At 51.2% G+C, this 16,859-nt stretch carries 5 protein-coding genes, 4 tRNA genes and 6 rRNA genes; 2 read left to right on the plus strand and 13 right to left on the minus strand.

Annotation, left to right across the window (positions count from 1 at the left end; genetic code table 11):
- Positions 1 to 746: 746 nt before the first annotated feature.
- The 12 genes from rrf (C4F51_RS14540) to tyrS form a co-directional block, all read right to left on the minus strand.
- Positions 747 to 862 (minus strand): 5S ribosomal RNA (rrf, locus tag C4F51_RS14540).
- A gap of 208 nt (positions 863 to 1,070) precedes the next feature.
- Positions 1,071 to 3,959 (minus strand): 23S ribosomal RNA (locus C4F51_RS14545).
- A 253-nt stretch (positions 3,960 to 4,212) separates the two neighbouring features.
- A tRNA-Ala gene (locus tag C4F51_RS14550) sits at positions 4,213 to 4,288 on the minus strand.
- Positions 4,289 to 4,397: 109 nt separating this feature from the next.
- A tRNA-Ile gene (locus tag C4F51_RS14555) sits at positions 4,398 to 4,474 on the minus strand.
- A 146-nt stretch (positions 4,475 to 4,620) separates the two neighbouring features.
- Positions 4,621 to 6,154 (minus strand): 16S ribosomal RNA (locus tag C4F51_RS14560).
- A 348-nt stretch (positions 6,155 to 6,502) separates the two neighbouring features.
- A 5S ribosomal RNA gene (gene rrf / locus C4F51_RS14565) occupies positions 6,503 to 6,618 on the minus strand.
- 208 nt (positions 6,619 to 6,826) lie between these two features.
- Positions 6,827 to 9,715: ribosomal RNA gene (locus C4F51_RS14570) — 23S ribosomal RNA — on the minus strand.
- 253 nt (positions 9,716 to 9,968) lie between these two features.
- A tRNA-Ala gene (locus C4F51_RS14575) sits at positions 9,969 to 10,044 on the minus strand.
- A gap of 109 nt (positions 10,045 to 10,153) precedes the next feature.
- Positions 10,154 to 10,230 (minus strand) — tRNA-Ile (locus tag C4F51_RS14580).
- Between the two features lie 146 nt (positions 10,231 to 10,376).
- Positions 10,377 to 11,910: ribosomal RNA gene (locus tag C4F51_RS14585) — 16S ribosomal RNA — on the minus strand.
- Together the 16S, 23S and 5S rRNA genes with 4 tRNA genes alongside form the textbook arrangement of a ribosomal RNA operon.
- Before the next feature lie 163 nt (positions 11,911 to 12,073).
- The gene (locus C4F51_RS14590) at positions 12,074 to 12,220 is read right to left on the minus strand and encodes a hypothetical protein (protein WP_193911014.1); all 147 of its coding nucleotides are present in this window, start codon (positions 12,218 to 12,220) and stop codon (positions 12,074 to 12,076) included.
- Between the two features lie 113 nt (positions 12,221 to 12,333).
- Positions 12,334 to 13,641, minus strand: a complete 1,308-nt coding sequence (tyrS, locus tag C4F51_RS14595) for a tyrosine--tRNA ligase (protein WP_193911016.1) — start codon at positions 13,639 to 13,641, stop codon at positions 12,334 to 12,336.
- A 206-nt stretch (positions 13,642 to 13,847) separates the two neighbouring features.
- Between tyrS and C4F51_RS14600 the strand changes: the two genes are divergently transcribed.
- Entirely contained in the window at positions 13,848 to 15,293 is a 1,446-nt protein-coding gene (locus C4F51_RS14600; RefSeq protein ID WP_193911018.1) for a peptidoglycan DD-metalloendopeptidase family protein, read from the plus strand.
- Complete coding sequence (locus tag C4F51_RS14605; RefSeq protein WP_202987695.1) at positions 15,293 to 16,399, plus strand: anhydro-N-acetylmuramic acid kinase; 1,107 nt, start codon at positions 15,293 to 15,295, stop codon at positions 16,397 to 16,399. The genes C4F51_RS14600 and C4F51_RS14605 overlap by 1 nt, the downstream gene beginning before the upstream one ends.
- Before the next feature lie 64 nt (positions 16,400 to 16,463).
- Here the strand turns inward: C4F51_RS14605 and erpA are convergent, their stop codons facing one another.
- Positions 16,464 to 16,817, minus strand: coding sequence for an iron-sulfur cluster insertion protein ErpA (gene erpA / locus C4F51_RS14610; RefSeq protein ID WP_193911020.1), 354 nt, complete (start codon positions 16,815 to 16,817; stop codon positions 16,464 to 16,466).
- Positions 16,818 to 16,859 lie beyond the last annotated feature (42 nt).

Consider the following 16,859-nt stretch of genomic DNA (forward strand, 5'->3'; position numbering starts at 1 on the left):
TAACCGACAGGGTTCCATGAAACAGCTGGAACTCCAATTCAATACCAGCGGAGATGTGCCTTCGTTCAAGCTGAAAGCAACTCAACCCGATATTGTCTGAGACCGGCTAACTCACGCGCACTTGGCGCGACAAGAGACAAGAGACAACGGAGCTTGAATATCTTGATTCTCGAAAGAAGCAGTTAAAAGTGTCTCGTTAGCGATAGCTGCCATCTGCCATCTGCCATCTGCCATCTGCCATCTGCCACGGTTGATAGTGACTCAACAGGGACAGTGAAGTACTAATTGAGTAAGCCAAGACCGTGATGCAAACACTTCAAACCGGCCAAGAAACAGTTGGCCGGTTACCACTACATACAAGGTGGCAGTTTATTGATGCAGGGAGTCAGCTCAATTTCAAACAGTCGAGCGATAAATACAGGCAAATATCAGTTTGCCAAAGTGCCTCCTCAACGGAAGTCCTACCTGAGCGTCCAGACAGCAACAATCCCGGGTAGCGGTTATTAATACAGGGAGTGCTAAACATCTGGATGTCGCAGCACAGGAGAACCGGGGGCAAGAATAGGTATGATGTAATCGCGGGTATCCGGATGTCAGTTGCAGTTCCGTTACACCTTCCGCGCTGGCTGACACGACCAGAGAGATTACGCTTCTAACAGGGAAAATCGGAAGAGGCAAAGCCCGGATTATAAAATCGGAGTATAAAAAAACCCCGTGCACGGAGTACACGGGGTTTAGTATTAGGCGCTTGACGATGACCTACTCTCACATGGGGAAACCCCACACTACCATCGGCGCTAAGTCGTTTCACTTCTGAGTTCGGAATGGGATCAGGTGGTTCCAACTCGCTATGATCGTCAAGCAATTCGGTTGAGTTCGAAGGTCTTACCGCCGTTTCCGGAGGGCCTTGATGGACTCGAATAAGGTGATGGAAAGTAAAGTATACAGCATTCGCCGATCGATTAACGAGGGTGCGAATGTTCTTTCTGTCGGTTAATTGCTGCTATGGCCATGTGTTTCCACAAAGTCCGTCGTTCTGTGTTGTAACGTGAATCAGTCGATTCTGTTATATGGTCAAGCCGCACGAGCAATTAGTACTGGTTAGCTCAACGCCTCACAGCGCTTCCACACCCAGCCTATCAACGTCGTAGTCTTCAACGGCTCTTCAGGGGGCTCAAGGCCCCGGGGAGATCTTATCTTGAAGGAGGCTTCCCGCTTAGATGCTTTCAGCGGTTATCCCGTCCGCACATAGCTACCGGGCAATGCCATTGGCATGACAACCCGAACACCAGAGGTGCGTTCATTCCGGTCCTCTCGTACTAGGAACAACTCTTCTCAAATCTCCAACGCCCACGGCAGATAGGGACCGAACTGTCTCACGACGTTCTAAACCCAGCTCGCGTACCACTTTAAATGGCGAACAGCCATACCCTTGGGACCGGCTTCAGCCCCAGGATGTGATGAGCCGACATCGAGGTGCCAAACACCGCCGTCGATGTGAACTCTTGGGCGGTATCAGCCTGTTATCCCCGGAGTACCTTTTATCCGTTGAGCGATGGCCCTTCCATACAGAACCACCGGATCACTAAGACCTACTTTCGTACCTGCTCGACATGTCTGTCTCGCAGTCAAGCGTGCTTTTGCCTTTACACTAACCTCATGATTTCCGACCATGATTAGCACACCTTCGTGCTCCTCCGTTACTCTTTGGGAGGAGACCGCCCCAGTCAAACTGCCCACCATACACTGTCCGTAGCCCGGATTACGGGCCGACGTTAGAACCTCAAACATACCAGGGTGGTATTTCAAGGACGGCTCCATTAAGACTGGCGTCTTAACTTCAAAGCCTCCCACCTATCCTACACAGACAGGTTCAAAGTTCAGTGCAAAGCTACAGTAAAGGTTCACGGGGTCTTTCCGTCTAGCCGCGGGTACACGGCATCTTAACCGCGATTTCAATTTCACTGAGTCTCGGGTGGAGACAGCGCCCCCATCATTACGCCATTCGTGCAGGTCGGAACTTACCCGACAAGGAATTTCGCTACCTTAGGACCGTTATAGTTACGGCCGCCGTTTACCGGGGCTTCGATCAAGAGCTTCGCTTGCGCTAACCCCATCAATTAACCTTCCGGCACCGGGCAGGCGTCACACCCTATACGTCCACTTACGTGTTTGCAGAGTGCTGTGTTTTTAATAAACAGTTGCAGGGGCCTGGTATCTTCGACCGGCCTCAGCTCAGGGAGCAAGTCCCATCACCAAAACCGGTGCACCTTCTCCCGAAGTTACGGTGCCATTTTGCCTAGTTCCTTCACCCGAGTTCTCTCAAGCGCCTTGGTATTCTCTACCTGACCACCTGTGTCGGTTTGGAGTACGGTCTCTTTTTACCTGAAGCTTAGAGGCTTTTCTTGGAAGCATGGCATCAATCACTTCATGTTCCGAGGAACACTCGTCATCAGTTCTCGGCCTTGATATCCCGGATTTGCCTGAGATATCAGCCTACCACCTTAAACACGGACAACCAACGCCGTGCTGATCTAGCCTTCTCCGTCCCCCCATCGCAGTAAAAAGCGGTACAGGAATATTAACCTGTTTTCCATCGACTACGCCTTTCGGCCTCGCCTTAGGGGCCGACTAACCCTGTCCCGATTAACGTTGGACAGGAACCCTTGGTCTTCCGGCGGGGGAGTTTTTCACTCCCCTTATCGTTACTTATGTCAGCATTCGCACTTCTGATACCTCCAGCAAGCTTCTCAACTCACCTTCAACGGCTTACAGAACGCTCCCCTACCATGCGTGCAAGCACGCATCCGCAGCTTCGGTTGCCAGTTTTAGCCCCGTTACATCTTCCGCGCAGGCCGACTCGACTAGTGAGCTATTACGCTTTCTTTAAAGGGTGGCTGCTTCTAAGCCAACCTCCTAGCTGTCTAAGCCTTCCCACATCGTTTCCCACTTAACTGGCATTTGGGACCTTAGCTGGCGGTCTGGGTTGTTTCCCTCTTCACGACGGACGTTAGCACCCGCCGTGTGTCTGCCATGATTGCACTCCGCGGTATTCGTAGTTTGCATGGGGTTGGTAAGTCGGGATGACCCCCTAGCCCAAACAGTGCTCTACCCCCGCGGGTGAGACATGACGCACTACCTAAATAGTTTTCGGGGAGAACCAGCTATCTCCCGGCTTGATTAGCCTTTCACTCCGATCCACAGGTCATCCCCGTCTTTTTCAACAGACGTGGGTTCGGTCCTCCAGTAAGTGTTACCTCACCTTCAACCTGCCCATGGATAGATCGCCGGGTTTCGGGTCTATTGCCAGCGACTGAACGCCCTATTAAGACTCGCTTTCGCTACGGCTCCCCTATTCGGTTAACCTTGCCACTGACAATAAGTCGCTGACCCATTATACAAAAGGTACGCAGTCACAGAACAAGTCTGCTCCTACTGCTTGTACGCACACGGTTTCAGGATCTATTTCACTCCCCTCACAGGGGTTCTTTTCGCCTTTCCCTCACGGTACTGGTTCACTATCGGTCAGTTGGGAGTATTTAGCCTTGGAGGATGGTCCCCCCATATTCAGACAGGATAACACGTGTCCCGTCCTACTCGTTTTCATGATTAAGGCCTTTTCGTGTACGGGGCTATCACCCTGTATCGCCGCACTTTCCAGAGCGTTCCACTAAAACCAAAACCACTTAAGGGCTGGTCCCCTTTCGCTCGCCGCTACTGAGGGAATCTCGGTTGATTTCTTTTCCTCCGGGTACTTAGATGTTTCAGTTCCCCGGGTTCGCTTCCTGTACCTATGTATTCAGTACAGGATACTCAGGTTACCCTGAGTGGGTTTCCCCATTCGGACATGTCAGGATCAAAGCATGTTTGCCGGCTCCCCTGACCTTTTCGCAGGCTCCTACGTCCTTCATCGCCTCCAACTGCCTAGGCATCCACCGTGTGCGCTTAGTCGCTTGACCATATAACACAAGCGACTGATTAACAATTACAACTTTGATGTGCTCACGATAATAAGCACATCACATAAGTATTGATCGCCGGACTTTGTGTAGAGAAACACAATCGCCCATATCAGCAATTATTAACTTTACTTTCCATCTTGTTAAAGAACGTCTGGTGTAAAAACCAGTCAGTTGTTTTCTTTGTTCATCAAGCAATTTGCTTCGCTGAACCAGACAACAAGTGACTGACTTCTTCGTATTAACAGTGAAGTGGTGGAGCTAAGCGGGATCGAACCGCTGACCTCCTGCGTGCAAGGCAGGCGCTCTCCCAGCTGAGCTATAGCCCCTTAATATTCAACCAAAGGGTTAGGGTTTTTCATTTGTCTCATTCGAGGTGATACGAGGCGAAGCATGTAGATACATGATGGCGTACTATCAACGATGAGTGAGGCAAATTGGTAGGCCTGGGCAGACTTGAACTGCCGACCTCACCCTTATCAGGGGTGCGCTCTAACCAGCTGAGCTACAGGCCTGTAATCGTCAAGCTTCAGGTTAAGCATCAAGGTTGCTTGAGCTCCACTTGCAGCTTATGGCTTGTAGCTTGCAGATTTGACTTCACTGCTAATTCCAGTTGATCAAGCAATGCGTGTGAACACTTACAGGACAGGGCGATATCGTTTAAGGAGGTGATCCAGCCCCAGGTTCCCCTAGGGCTACCTTGTTACGACTTCACCCCAGTCATGAATCACACCGTGGTAACCGTCCCCCTTGCGGTTAGACTAGCTACTTCTGGTGCAACCCACTCCCATGGTGTGACGGGCGGTGTGTACAAGGCCCGGGAACGTATTCACCGTAACATTCTGATTTACGATTACTAGCGATTCCGACTTCATGGAGTCGAGTTGCAGACTCCAATCCGGACTACGAACGGTTTTATGGGATTAGCTCCACCTCGCGGCTTGGCAACCCTTTGTACCGCCCATTGTAGCACGTGTGTAGCCCAGGTCGTAAGGGCCATGATGACTTGACGTCGTCCCCACCTTCCTCCGGTTTGTCACCGGCAGTCTCCCTAGAGTTCCCGCCATTACGCGCTGGCAACTAGGGACAAGGGTTGCGCTCGTTACGGGACTTAACCCAACATCTCACGACACGAGCTGACGACAGCCATGCAGCACCTGTCTCAGAGTTCCCGAAGGCACCAATCCATCTCTGGAAAGTTCTCTGGATGTCAAGACCTGGTAAGGTTCTTCGCGTTGCGTCGAATTAAACCACATGCTCCACCGCTTGTGCGGGCCCCCGTCAATTCATTTGAGTTTTAATCTTGCGACCGTACTCCCCAGGCGGTCTACTTATTGCGTTAGCTGCGCCACTAAGACCTCAAGGATCCCAACGGCTAGTAGACATCGTTTACGGCGTGGACTACCAGGGTATCTAATCCTGTTTGCTCCCCACGCTTTCGCACCTCAGCGTCAGTATCAGTCCAGGGTGTCGCCTTCGCCACTGATGTTCCTTCAGATATCTACGCATTTCACCGCTACACCTGAAATTCCACACCCCTCTACTGTACTCGAGCTTGACAGTTCCAACCGCAATTCCCAGGTTGAGCCCGGGGCTTTCACGGCTGGCTTATCAAACCGCCTACGTGCGCTTTACGCCCAGTAATTCCGATTAACGCTTGCACCCTCCGTATTACCGCGGCTGCTGGCACGGAGTTAGCCGGTGCTTCTTCTGTGGGTAACATCAATTTGCTCACGTATTAAGTGAACAACCTTTCTCCCCACTGAAAGTGCTTTACAACCCTAAGGCCTTCTTCACACACGCGGCATGGCTGGATCAGGGTTTCCCCCATTGTCCAATATTCCCCACTGCTGCCTCCCGTAGGAGTCTGGACCGTGTCTCAGTTCCAGTGTGACTGATCATCCTCTCAGACCAGTTACGGATCGTCGCCTTGGTAGGCCTTTACCCCACCAACCAGCTAATCCGACGCGGGCTCATCTGATAGCGAGAGGTCCGAAGATCCCCCCCTTTCCCCCGTAGGGCGTATGCGGTATTAGCGTTCGTTTCCGAACGTTGTCCCCCACTACCAGGCAGATTCCCACGCGTTACTCACCCGTCCGCCGCTTTACTCATTCCGAAGAACTTTCGCGCTCGACTTGCATGTGTTAGGCCTGCCGCCAGCGTTCAATCTGAGCCATGATCAAACTCTTCAGTTTAATTTTTGCGCCATATTCATATTGCAGAATACGACTTAAAACTGGCTCAAATACTCGTGAACGTAACATCATTTAAATGAATTATACGGGTCACTTGCATTTGATAAATATTGCTTTCGCCATCTATCCTGCAAGTGCCCACACGCATTGCTTGATCGATCTGTTAAAGAACCGGCGAGGGCAGCGCCTCAAACCGTGGGATGCGAATTATACGCACTTTCTTCATTCTGACAAGGAGTTTTTCAACTTTTTCTTGTCTTTCCTATCTTTTACTTTGAGCAAAAACATAGGCTTACACTATATATAAAAAAACCCCGTGCACGGAGTACACGGGGTTTAGTATTAGGCGCTTGACGATGACCTACTCTCACATGGGGAAACCCCACACTACCATCGGCGCTAAGTCGTTTCACTTCTGAGTTCGGAATGGGATCAGGTGGTTCCAACTCGCTATGATCGTCAAGCAATTCGGTTGAGTTCGAAGGTCTTACCGCCGTTTCCGGAGGGCCTTGATGGACTCGAATAAGGTGATGGAAAGTAAAGTATACAGCATTCGCCGATCGATTAACGAGGGTGCGAATGTTCTTTCTGTCGGTTAATTGCTGCTATGGCCATGTGTTTCCACAAAGTCCGTCGTTCTGTGTTGTAACGTGAATCAGTCGATTCTGTTATATGGTCAAGCCGCACGAGCAATTAGTACTGGTTAGCTCAACGCCTCACAGCGCTTCCACACCCAGCCTATCAACGTCGTAGTCTTCAACGGCTCTTCAGGGGGCTCAAGGCCCCGGGGAGATCTTATCTTGAAGGAGGCTTCCCGCTTAGATGCTTTCAGCGGTTATCCCGTCCGCACATAGCTACCGGGCAATGCCATTGGCATGACAACCCGAACACCAGAGGTGCGTTCATTCCGGTCCTCTCGTACTAGGAACAACTCTTCTCAAATCTCCAACGCCCACGGCAGATAGGGACCGAACTGTCTCACGACGTTCTAAACCCAGCTCGCGTACCACTTTAAATGGCGAACAGCCATACCCTTGGGACCGGCTTCAGCCCCAGGATGTGATGAGCCGACATCGAGGTGCCAAACACCGCCGTCGATGTGAACTCTTGGGCGGTATCAGCCTGTTATCCCCGGAGTACCTTTTATCCGTTGAGCGATGGCCCTTCCATACAGAACCACCGGATCACTAAGACCTACTTTCGTACCTGCTCGACATGTCTGTCTCGCAGTCAAGCGTGCTTTTGCCTTTACACTAACCTCATGATTTCCGACCATGATTAGCACACCTTCGTGCTCCTCCGTTACTCTTTGGGAGGAGACCGCCCCAGTCAAACTGCCCACCATACACTGTCCGTAGCCCGGATTACGGGCCGACGTTAGAACCTCAAACATACCAGGGTGGTATTTCAAGGACGGCTCCATTAAGACTGGCGTCTTAACTTCAAAGCCTCCCACCTATCCTACACAGACAGGTTCAAAGTTCAGTGCAAAGCTACAGTAAAGGTTCACGGGGTCTTTCCGTCTAGCCGCGGGTACACGGCATCTTAACCGCGATTTCAATTTCACTGAGTCTCGGGTGGAGACAGCGCCCCCATCATTACGCCATTCGTGCAGGTCGGAACTTACCCGACAAGGAATTTCGCTACCTTAGGACCGTTATAGTTACGGCCGCCGTTTACCGGGGCTTCGATCAAGAGCTTCGCTTGCGCTAACCCCATCAATTAACCTTCCGGCACCGGGCAGGCGTCACACCCTATACGTCCACTTACGTGTTTGCAGAGTGCTGTGTTTTTAATAAACAGTTGCAGGGGCCTGGTATCTTCGACCGGCCTCAGCTCAGGGAGCAAGTCCCATCACCAAAACCGGTGCACCTTCTCCCGAAGTTACGGTGCCATTTTGCCTAGTTCCTTCACCCGAGTTCTCTCAAGCGCCTTGGTATTCTCTACCTGACCACCTGTGTCGGTTTGGAGTACGGTCTCTTTTTACCTGAAGCTTAGAGGCTTTTCTTGGAAGCATGGCATCAATCACTTCATGTTCCGAGGAACACTCGTCATCAGTTCTCGGCCTTGATATCCCGGATTTGCCTGAGATATCAGCCTACCACCTTAAACACGGACAACCAACGCCGTGCTGATCTAGCCTTCTCCGTCCCCCCATCGCAGTAAAAAGCGGTACAGGAATATTAACCTGTTTTCCATCGACTACGCCTTTCGGCCTCGCCTTAGGGGCCGACTAACCCTGTCCCGATTAACGTTGGACAGGAACCCTTGGTCTTCCGGCGGGGGAGTTTTTCACTCCCCTTATCGTTACTTATGTCAGCATTCGCACTTCTGATACCTCCAGCAAGCTTCTCAACTCACCTTCAACGGCTTACAGAACGCTCCCCTACCATGCGTGCAAGCACGCATCCGCAGCTTCGGTTGCCAGTTTTAGCCCCGTTACATCTTCCGCGCAGGCCGACTCGACTAGTGAGCTATTACGCTTTCTTTAAAGGGTGGCTGCTTCTAAGCCAACCTCCTAGCTGTCTAAGCCTTCCCACATCGTTTCCCACTTAACTGGCATTTGGGACCTTAGCTGGCGGTCTGGGTTGTTTCCCTCTTCACGACGGACGTTAGCACCCGCCGTGTGTCTGCCATGATTGCACTCCGCGGTATTCGTAGTTTGCATGGGGTTGGTAAGTCGGGATGACCCCCTAGCCCAAACAGTGCTCTACCCCCGCGGGTGAGACATGACGCACTACCTAAATAGTTTTCGGGGAGAACCAGCTATCTCCCGGCTTGATTAGCCTTTCACTCCGATCCACAGGTCATCCCCGTCTTTTTCAACAGACGTGGGTTCGGTCCTCCAGTAAGTGTTACCTCACCTTCAACCTGCCCATGGATAGATCGCCGGGTTTCGGGTCTATTGCCAGCGACTGAACGCCCTATTAAGACTCGCTTTCGCTACGGCTCCCCTATTCGGTTAACCTTGCCACTGACAATAAGTCGCTGACCCATTATACAAAAGGTACGCAGTCACAGAACAAGTCTGCTCCTACTGCTTGTACGCACACGGTTTCAGGATCTATTTCACTCCCCTCACAGGGGTTCTTTTCGCCTTTCCCTCACGGTACTGGTTCACTATCGGTCAGTTGGGAGTATTTAGCCTTGGAGGATGGTCCCCCCATATTCAGACAGGATAACACGTGTCCCGTCCTACTCGTTTTCATGATTAAGGCCTTTTCGTGTACGGGGCTATCACCCTGTATCGCCGCACTTTCCAGAGCGTTCCACTAAAACCAAAACCACTTAAGGGCTGGTCCCCTTTCGCTCGCCGCTACTGAGGGAATCTCGGTTGATTTCTTTTCCTCCGGGTACTTAGATGTTTCAGTTCCCCGGGTTCGCTTCCTGTACCTATGTATTCAGTACAGGATACTCAGGTTACCCTGAGTGGGTTTCCCCATTCGGACATGTCAGGATCAAAGCATGTTTGCCGGCTCCCCTGACCTTTTCGCAGGCTCCTACGTCCTTCATCGCCTCCAACTGCCTAGGCATCCACCGTGTGCGCTTAGTCGCTTGACCATATAACACAAGCGACTGATTAACAATTACAACTTTGATGTGCTCACGATAATAAGCACATCACATAAGTATTGATCGCCGGACTTTGTGTAGAGAAACACAATCGCCCATATCAGCAATTATTAACTTTACTTTCCATCTTGTTAAAGAACGTCTGGTGTAAAAACCAGTCAGTTGTTTTCTTTGTTCATCAAGCAATTTGCTTCGCTGAACCAGACAACAAGTGACTGACTTCTTCGTATTAACAGTGAAGTGGTGGAGCTAAGCGGGATCGAACCGCTGACCTCCTGCGTGCAAGGCAGGCGCTCTCCCAGCTGAGCTATAGCCCCTTAATATTCAACCAAAGGGTTAGGGTTTTTCATTTGTCTCATTCGAGGTGATACGAGGCGAAGCATGTAGATACATGATGGCGTACTATCAACGATGAGTGAGGCAAATTGGTAGGCCTGGGCAGACTTGAACTGCCGACCTCACCCTTATCAGGGGTGCGCTCTAACCAGCTGAGCTACAGGCCTGTAATCGTCAAGCTTCAGGTTAAGCATCAAGGTTGCTTGAGCTCCACTTGCAGCTTATGGCTTGTAGCTTGCAGATTTGACTTCACTGCTAATTCCAGTTGATCAAGCAATGCGTGTGAACACTTACAGGACAGGGCGATATCGTTTAAGGAGGTGATCCAGCCCCAGGTTCCCCTAGGGCTACCTTGTTACGACTTCACCCCAGTCATGAATCACACCGTGGTAACCGTCCCCCTTGCGGTTAGACTAGCTACTTCTGGTGCAACCCACTCCCATGGTGTGACGGGCGGTGTGTACAAGGCCCGGGAACGTATTCACCGTAACATTCTGATTTACGATTACTAGCGATTCCGACTTCATGGAGTCGAGTTGCAGACTCCAATCCGGACTACGAACGGTTTTATGGGATTAGCTCCACCTCGCGGCTTGGCAACCCTTTGTACCGCCCATTGTAGCACGTGTGTAGCCCAGGTCGTAAGGGCCATGATGACTTGACGTCGTCCCCACCTTCCTCCGGTTTGTCACCGGCAGTCTCCCTAGAGTTCCCGCCATTACGCGCTGGCAACTAGGGACAAGGGTTGCGCTCGTTACGGGACTTAACCCAACATCTCACGACACGAGCTGACGACAGCCATGCAGCACCTGTCTCAGAGTTCCCGAAGGCACCAATCCATCTCTGGAAAGTTCTCTGGATGTCAAGACCTGGTAAGGTTCTTCGCGTTGCGTCGAATTAAACCACATGCTCCACCGCTTGTGCGGGCCCCCGTCAATTCATTTGAGTTTTAATCTTGCGACCGTACTCCCCAGGCGGTCTACTTATTGCGTTAGCTGCGCCACTAAGACCTCAAGGATCCCAACGGCTAGTAGACATCGTTTACGGCGTGGACTACCAGGGTATCTAATCCTGTTTGCTCCCCACGCTTTCGCACCTCAGCGTCAGTATCAGTCCAGGGTGTCGCCTTCGCCACTGATGTTCCTTCAGATATCTACGCATTTCACCGCTACACCTGAAATTCCACACCCCTCTACTGTACTCGAGCTTGACAGTTCCAACCGCAATTCCCAGGTTGAGCCCGGGGCTTTCACGGCTGGCTTATCAAACCGCCTACGTGCGCTTTACGCCCAGTAATTCCGATTAACGCTTGCACCCTCCGTATTACCGCGGCTGCTGGCACGGAGTTAGCCGGTGCTTCTTCTGTGGGTAACATCAATTTGCTCACGTATTAAGTGAACAACCTTTCTCCCCACTGAAAGTGCTTTACAACCCTAAGGCCTTCTTCACACACGCGGCATGGCTGGATCAGGGTTTCCCCCATTGTCCAATATTCCCCACTGCTGCCTCCCGTAGGAGTCTGGACCGTGTCTCAGTTCCAGTGTGACTGATCATCCTCTCAGACCAGTTACGGATCGTCGCCTTGGTAGGCCTTTACCCCACCAACCAGCTAATCCGACGCGGGCTCATCTGATAGCGAGAGGTCCGAAGATCCCCCCCTTTCCCCCGTAGGGCGTATGCGGTATTAGCGTTCGTTTCCGAACGTTGTCCCCCACTACCAGGCAGATTCCCACGCGTTACTCACCCGTCCGCCGCTTTACTCATTCCGAAGAACTTTCGCGCTCGACTTGCATGTGTTAGGCCTGCCGCCAGCGTTCAATCTGAGCCATGATCAAACTCTTCAGTTTAATTTTTGCGCCATATTCATATTGCAGAATACGACTTAAAACTGGCTCAAATACTCGTGAACGTAACATCATTTAAATGAATTATACGGGTCACTTGCATTTGATAAATATTGCTTTCGCCATCTATCCTGCAAGTGCCCACACGCATTGCTTGATCGATCTGTTAAAGAACCGGCGAGGGCAGCGCCTCAAACCGTGGGATGCGAATTATACGCACCTTTTTCTTTTTGTAAACAGTTAATTTCATTAACTTTTTACCTTCTTCCGGGTCCGCTTTTTGTTTCGCTTCAACCCCGGAAGAGGTGCGCATACTACCTTGTTTTCCGTCTTTGCCAAGGATTATTTTCAATTAAATTCATAATCCGCAAAAACATTTACAACACCGAACATTTTCCAGGCGATTCGAATAGTTAACCAACGAAATCACTGAATTTCAAACAGGTGGTATTTCTTTTTGCCCATGCGGATCAGATAGAAACCGCCGAACACAGCATTGGCCGGCGCAAATATTTCCACAGCATTCATATTATCTGCCGGCGCCAAGGCCCGACCGTTAACAACCAGACCACCATTTGCCAATGCATCTTTTATTTGCTTGCCAGAACCGGCAACGCCGTTATCAACCAGCAACTGCGTAAGCGGCAATTCACCGACAGATGAACGAGCCACGCCGGCAAATGGCAAACCATCCAGCTTCAATTGCTGATAATCCTGCTCGGAGAGACTCGCGTGATCGCCATTAAAGAGAGCTGCAGTAATTCGCTTGGCCGCCGCAAGTCCTGCATCGCCGTGAATCAGGCGAGTCATTTCATCCGCAAGAATACGCTGAGCCTCCGGACGCCCTTCACGCTGACGATCTTCACTTTCGATTTGATCGATTTCGGACACCGAAAGAAAGGTGAAATATTTCAGAAATTTATAAACATCGGCATCCGCCGTACCCAGCCAGAACTGATAGAAGGCATAGGGGGATGTTTTGGCAGCATCCAGCCAAATAGTTCCGCCTTCTGTCTTGCCAAACTTGGTACCGTCGGCCTTGGTTACCAAAGGCATGGTCAAACCATAAACCTGAGCACCGTGGGTTCTGCGAGTCAGATCAATACCGCCGGTAATATTTCCCCACTGATCGCTACCACCAATTTGCAGGGTACAGCCGGAACGTTTGTACAATTCGGCAAAGTCAAAAGACTGCAGTAATATATAGGTGAACTCGGTAAAGGAAATTCCTTCGCCTTCGCGCTCGATGCGCTGACGCACCGACTCTTTGTTGATCATATTGTTAATGGAGAAGTGCTTGCCGACATCGCGCAGGAAATCCAGCACGTTCATATCGGCAACCCAATCCAGATTGTTGACCACTTCTGCCGCGTTATCGCCGCAATCAAAATCAATAAAACGGCTGACCTGCTGACGGAGGCGATCTACCCAGCCAGCAACCACATCGGCGGTATTGAGCTTTCTTTCCTGGGCTTTGAAGCTGGGATCACCAATGAGCCCGGTAGCACCGCCAACCAGCGCGATGGGTTTGTGCCCGGCCAATTGAAAACGTTTTAGGGCAAGCAAGGGAACTAAATGGCCAATGTGCAGACTATCAGCTGTTGGATCAAAACCACTATAAAGAGTACGGGGGGCCTCGCTCAAATAAGTAGCAAGAGCATCGCCGCCAGTTGTTTGGGCGATTAGCCCGCGATCCTGCAAGTCCTGAAACAAATGTTGATTAACCGAGCTCATTTATAGCAACCACCTTAATTCGACAAATTCACCCTTGCGACCCTTTGTCAGGCAAGAGGTCGGTCAAGATACCTTATCCCGACCCAAAAACAAGGAGAATGCCGTGGAACATATGGAAAGATTGCAAATTTTCGGGTGTCATGGTGTTTTTTTTCTGCTATAAATGCCGCTCTTGCGCAAACTTATAACTTCGGGTTTAGTCTCTCATGCAACCCCTTCAAAACCTTTGCAAAAAATTTCCGGGCGCTGTCGTCAAACAGTTCCCCAAAGGCCATCTGATGGCGGCAGGCGCACTGACGGTGATCCTGGCGAGCGGCCTCATTTTTTATCCCTCTGATACACCAGCTGTTGAAGCAGTCAGTACCGTATCCACAGAACCGGCATTTATCTCTCTCCCTGCACAGGATGCACCAGCACTATTACCCGTTAATAGTATTCTGGATGCGACCCTGGCCAGCACCCCTTTTGCGATAACGGATATCTCGGCACTCCCGGAGCAGGAGCAACAAGCGGTTGTTGATGAGAATATTCGCCCCAAAGAATTCACCATTAAAAGCGGCGACAGCCTCTCTATTATCTTTCAGAGAGCCGGACTGGGCGATGGTGCTATCTATGAGCTGTTTAATAGCAGCCCTGACTCCAAAGAATTACGCCGCATTATGCCGGGGCAGACCATTGCTTTTGCTATCAGCGATGATGGCAAGCTGGAAAAGCTGACCTACGTAAAAAATGAGCTGACCAGCCTGGAATTCTCCCGTACCGAGAAAGGCTTCAGTAGCAAAAAAGTAGAGCGCGAACCGGAAATCCGTACCGCATTCCGCCACGCCACTATTAACAGCTCATTGTTCATGGCCGGCAAAAATGCCGGTATGTCGAACAGCATGGTGATGGATCTTGCCAACATCTTCGCCTGGGATATCGACTTTGCCCAGGATATTCGCCGCGGTGATCAGTTCAAGGTGATGTTCGAAGAAAAGTTCATTGACGGTAAAAAAATTGGTAATGGTGCGATTTTGGCGGTTGAGTTTATCAACCAGGGCAAAAAGCATAATGCTGTACGTTATACCGACCGCGAAGGCTACACCAACTATTACACCCCGACGGGCGAAAGTATGCGCAAAGCGTTTTTGCGTATGCCAGTCGACTTCGCCCGCATCAGCTCACACTTTAATCTGAATCGCAAACACCCGGTACTACACACCATTCGCGCGCACAAAGGCACTGATTACGCAGCCCCTCGTGGTACGCCAATCAAAGCGGCGGGCGATGGCAAGATAGTACATGCCGCTGCGAAAGGCGGTTATGGTAATACCGTGATCATCCAGCACGGACAGGGCTACCAAACCTTGTATGCTCACATGCATAATTTTGCGCGCAACATCAAGTCAGGCTCACGGGTGCGACAGGGCGATATTATCGGCTACGTAGGCACCACCGGTCTTTCCACCGGTCCGCATTTGCACTATGAGTTCCACGTTAATGGCGTTCCAAAAAATCCGCTGACCATTGACCTCCCCAAAACCGTTGCGATCGAAAAATCCGAGAAGCAGGAATTCCTGAGCAAAACCCGGATGGTTGTAGCGCAGCTTGATCAATACAGAACCCCTACCCAGCTCGCACTGGCTGACGATACCGAACCCAACATCAACTGATGAAGCGGTACTATGTCGGACTGATGTCCGGAACCAGTGCCGACGCCATAGATGCAGTACTGGTCGATTTTTCGACCGGTACTGCCATCAAGCAAACCCTCTCCCACCCTTATTCACAACAGATCAGTCGTGAGATTCGAGCCCTGGCTCGCCCCGGAACCAATGAAATAGAGCGCGCGCTTTCGCTGGACGTTTTATTGGGAGAATTATTTGCTGACACCGTTCAGAAATTACTTCATCTCGCCGGCGTTGCAGCCAATGAGGTCGCAGCGATTGGCAGCCACGGGCAAACCATCCGGCATCGCCCCGCCACCATCAATACCGCCGGCTTCAGCTGGCAGGTTGCCGACCCCAACATTATTGCCGAGAGAACCGGCATCACGACTATCGCTGATTTCCGCCGTCGGGATATCGCGGCCGGCGGGCAAGGTGCACCGCTGGTACCAGCCTTCCATCAATCTGTTTTTCAATCTGCCGAACGCCATCGGGTAATTGTTAATATCGGCGGCATTGCCAATCTGACCTGGCTGCCGATCGAAGGCACGGTGGTCGGTTTCGATACGGGCCCCGGCAACACGCTTATGGATGCCTGGATTCAACAGCATCAGCAACGGGCTTATGATGCGGAAGGCGCATGGGCAATCTCGGGGAAGGTCAATCAACCACTGCTTGCAGAATTACTGGCAGATCCTTTTTTCATGCTGCCATTTCCAAAGAGTACAGGGCCGGAATATTTCAATCTGGCATGGCTGGAGCACAAGATACACCAGCACTTGCTGAACCCGGAGGATGTGCAGGCAACCCTGCTGGCCCTGACTAGCCATTCGATTGCTCAGGCGATAACAACTCTTGCCCCTTCAGGCCCAACGGATGTTTTTGTATGCGGCGGTGGCAGTAAGAACCATGCGCTGATGAAGAGCCTTCAACGACAGCTTCCGGATTTTTCTGTCAGCAGCACAACGATGCTGGGAGTCGACCCTATGTGGGTGGAAGCGCTGGCATTTGCATGGCTGGCCAAACAAACTATGGAAAGCAAAACCGGCAATCTGGCCGCCGTTACCGGGGCAAAAGGTGCCAGAGTGCTGGGGGGAATTTATCCGGGGTAACCGGTAAAGAGGCGTATGGCAGAATCCCTGGTATTAACCTGACCTGCCATAACAAAAAGAAGCGTTAGATCGAGAAAGACGAGCCGCAACCGCAAGTACTTGCTGCATTGGGGTTTTGCACAATAAAACGGGAGCCTTGCAGCCCTTCTTCATAATGAACCTGGGCGCCAGCCAGATAGGGGTAACTCATGGCATCAACCAGTACTTTGACGCCATCACGCTCCACTACAGAATCATCTTCTGCAACGCTTTCATCGAAAGTAAAACCGTATTGAAACCCGGAACAACCGCCACCCGTTACATAAACGCGCAACTTGAGCTCTGTATTTTCTTCTTCCTCAATCAGGCTTCTGACTTTGGCGATGGCGTTATCACTAACCATGAACGCCTGAGGCGTGAAAACTTCTGCTGTAGACATATCAACTCCGGAACAAGGCCTCATCAAGGAATGAGGCCGAAT

The sequence above is a fragment of the Cellvibrio polysaccharolyticus genome (assembly GCF_015182315.1).
Classification (GTDB): Bacteria; Pseudomonadota; Gammaproteobacteria; order Pseudomonadales; family Cellvibrionaceae; genus Cellvibrio; species Cellvibrio polysaccharolyticus.

What these genes read in the sequence shown, in the direction of transcription:
- tyrS (WP_193911016.1), bottom strand. Translation starts at nt 13,641, where the DNA reads ATGAGCTCGGTTAATCAACATTTGTTTCAGGACTTGCAGGATCGCGGG.
- C4F51_RS14600 (WP_193911018.1), top strand. Translation starts at nt 13,848, where the DNA reads ATGCAACCCCTTCAAAACCTTTGCAAAAAATTTCCGGGCGCTGTCGTC.
- C4F51_RS14605 (WP_202987695.1), top strand. Translation starts at nt 15,293, where the DNA reads ATGAAGCGGTACTATGTCGGACTGATGTCCGGAACCAGTGCCGACGCC.
- C4F51_RS14590 (WP_193911014.1), bottom strand. Translation starts at nt 12,220, where the DNA reads ATGCGCACCTCTTCCGGGGTTGAAGCGAAACAAAAAGCGGACCCGGAA.
- erpA (WP_193911020.1), bottom strand. Translation starts at nt 16,817, where the DNA reads ATGTCTACAGCAGAAGTTTTCACGCCTCAGGCGTTCATGGTTAGTGAT.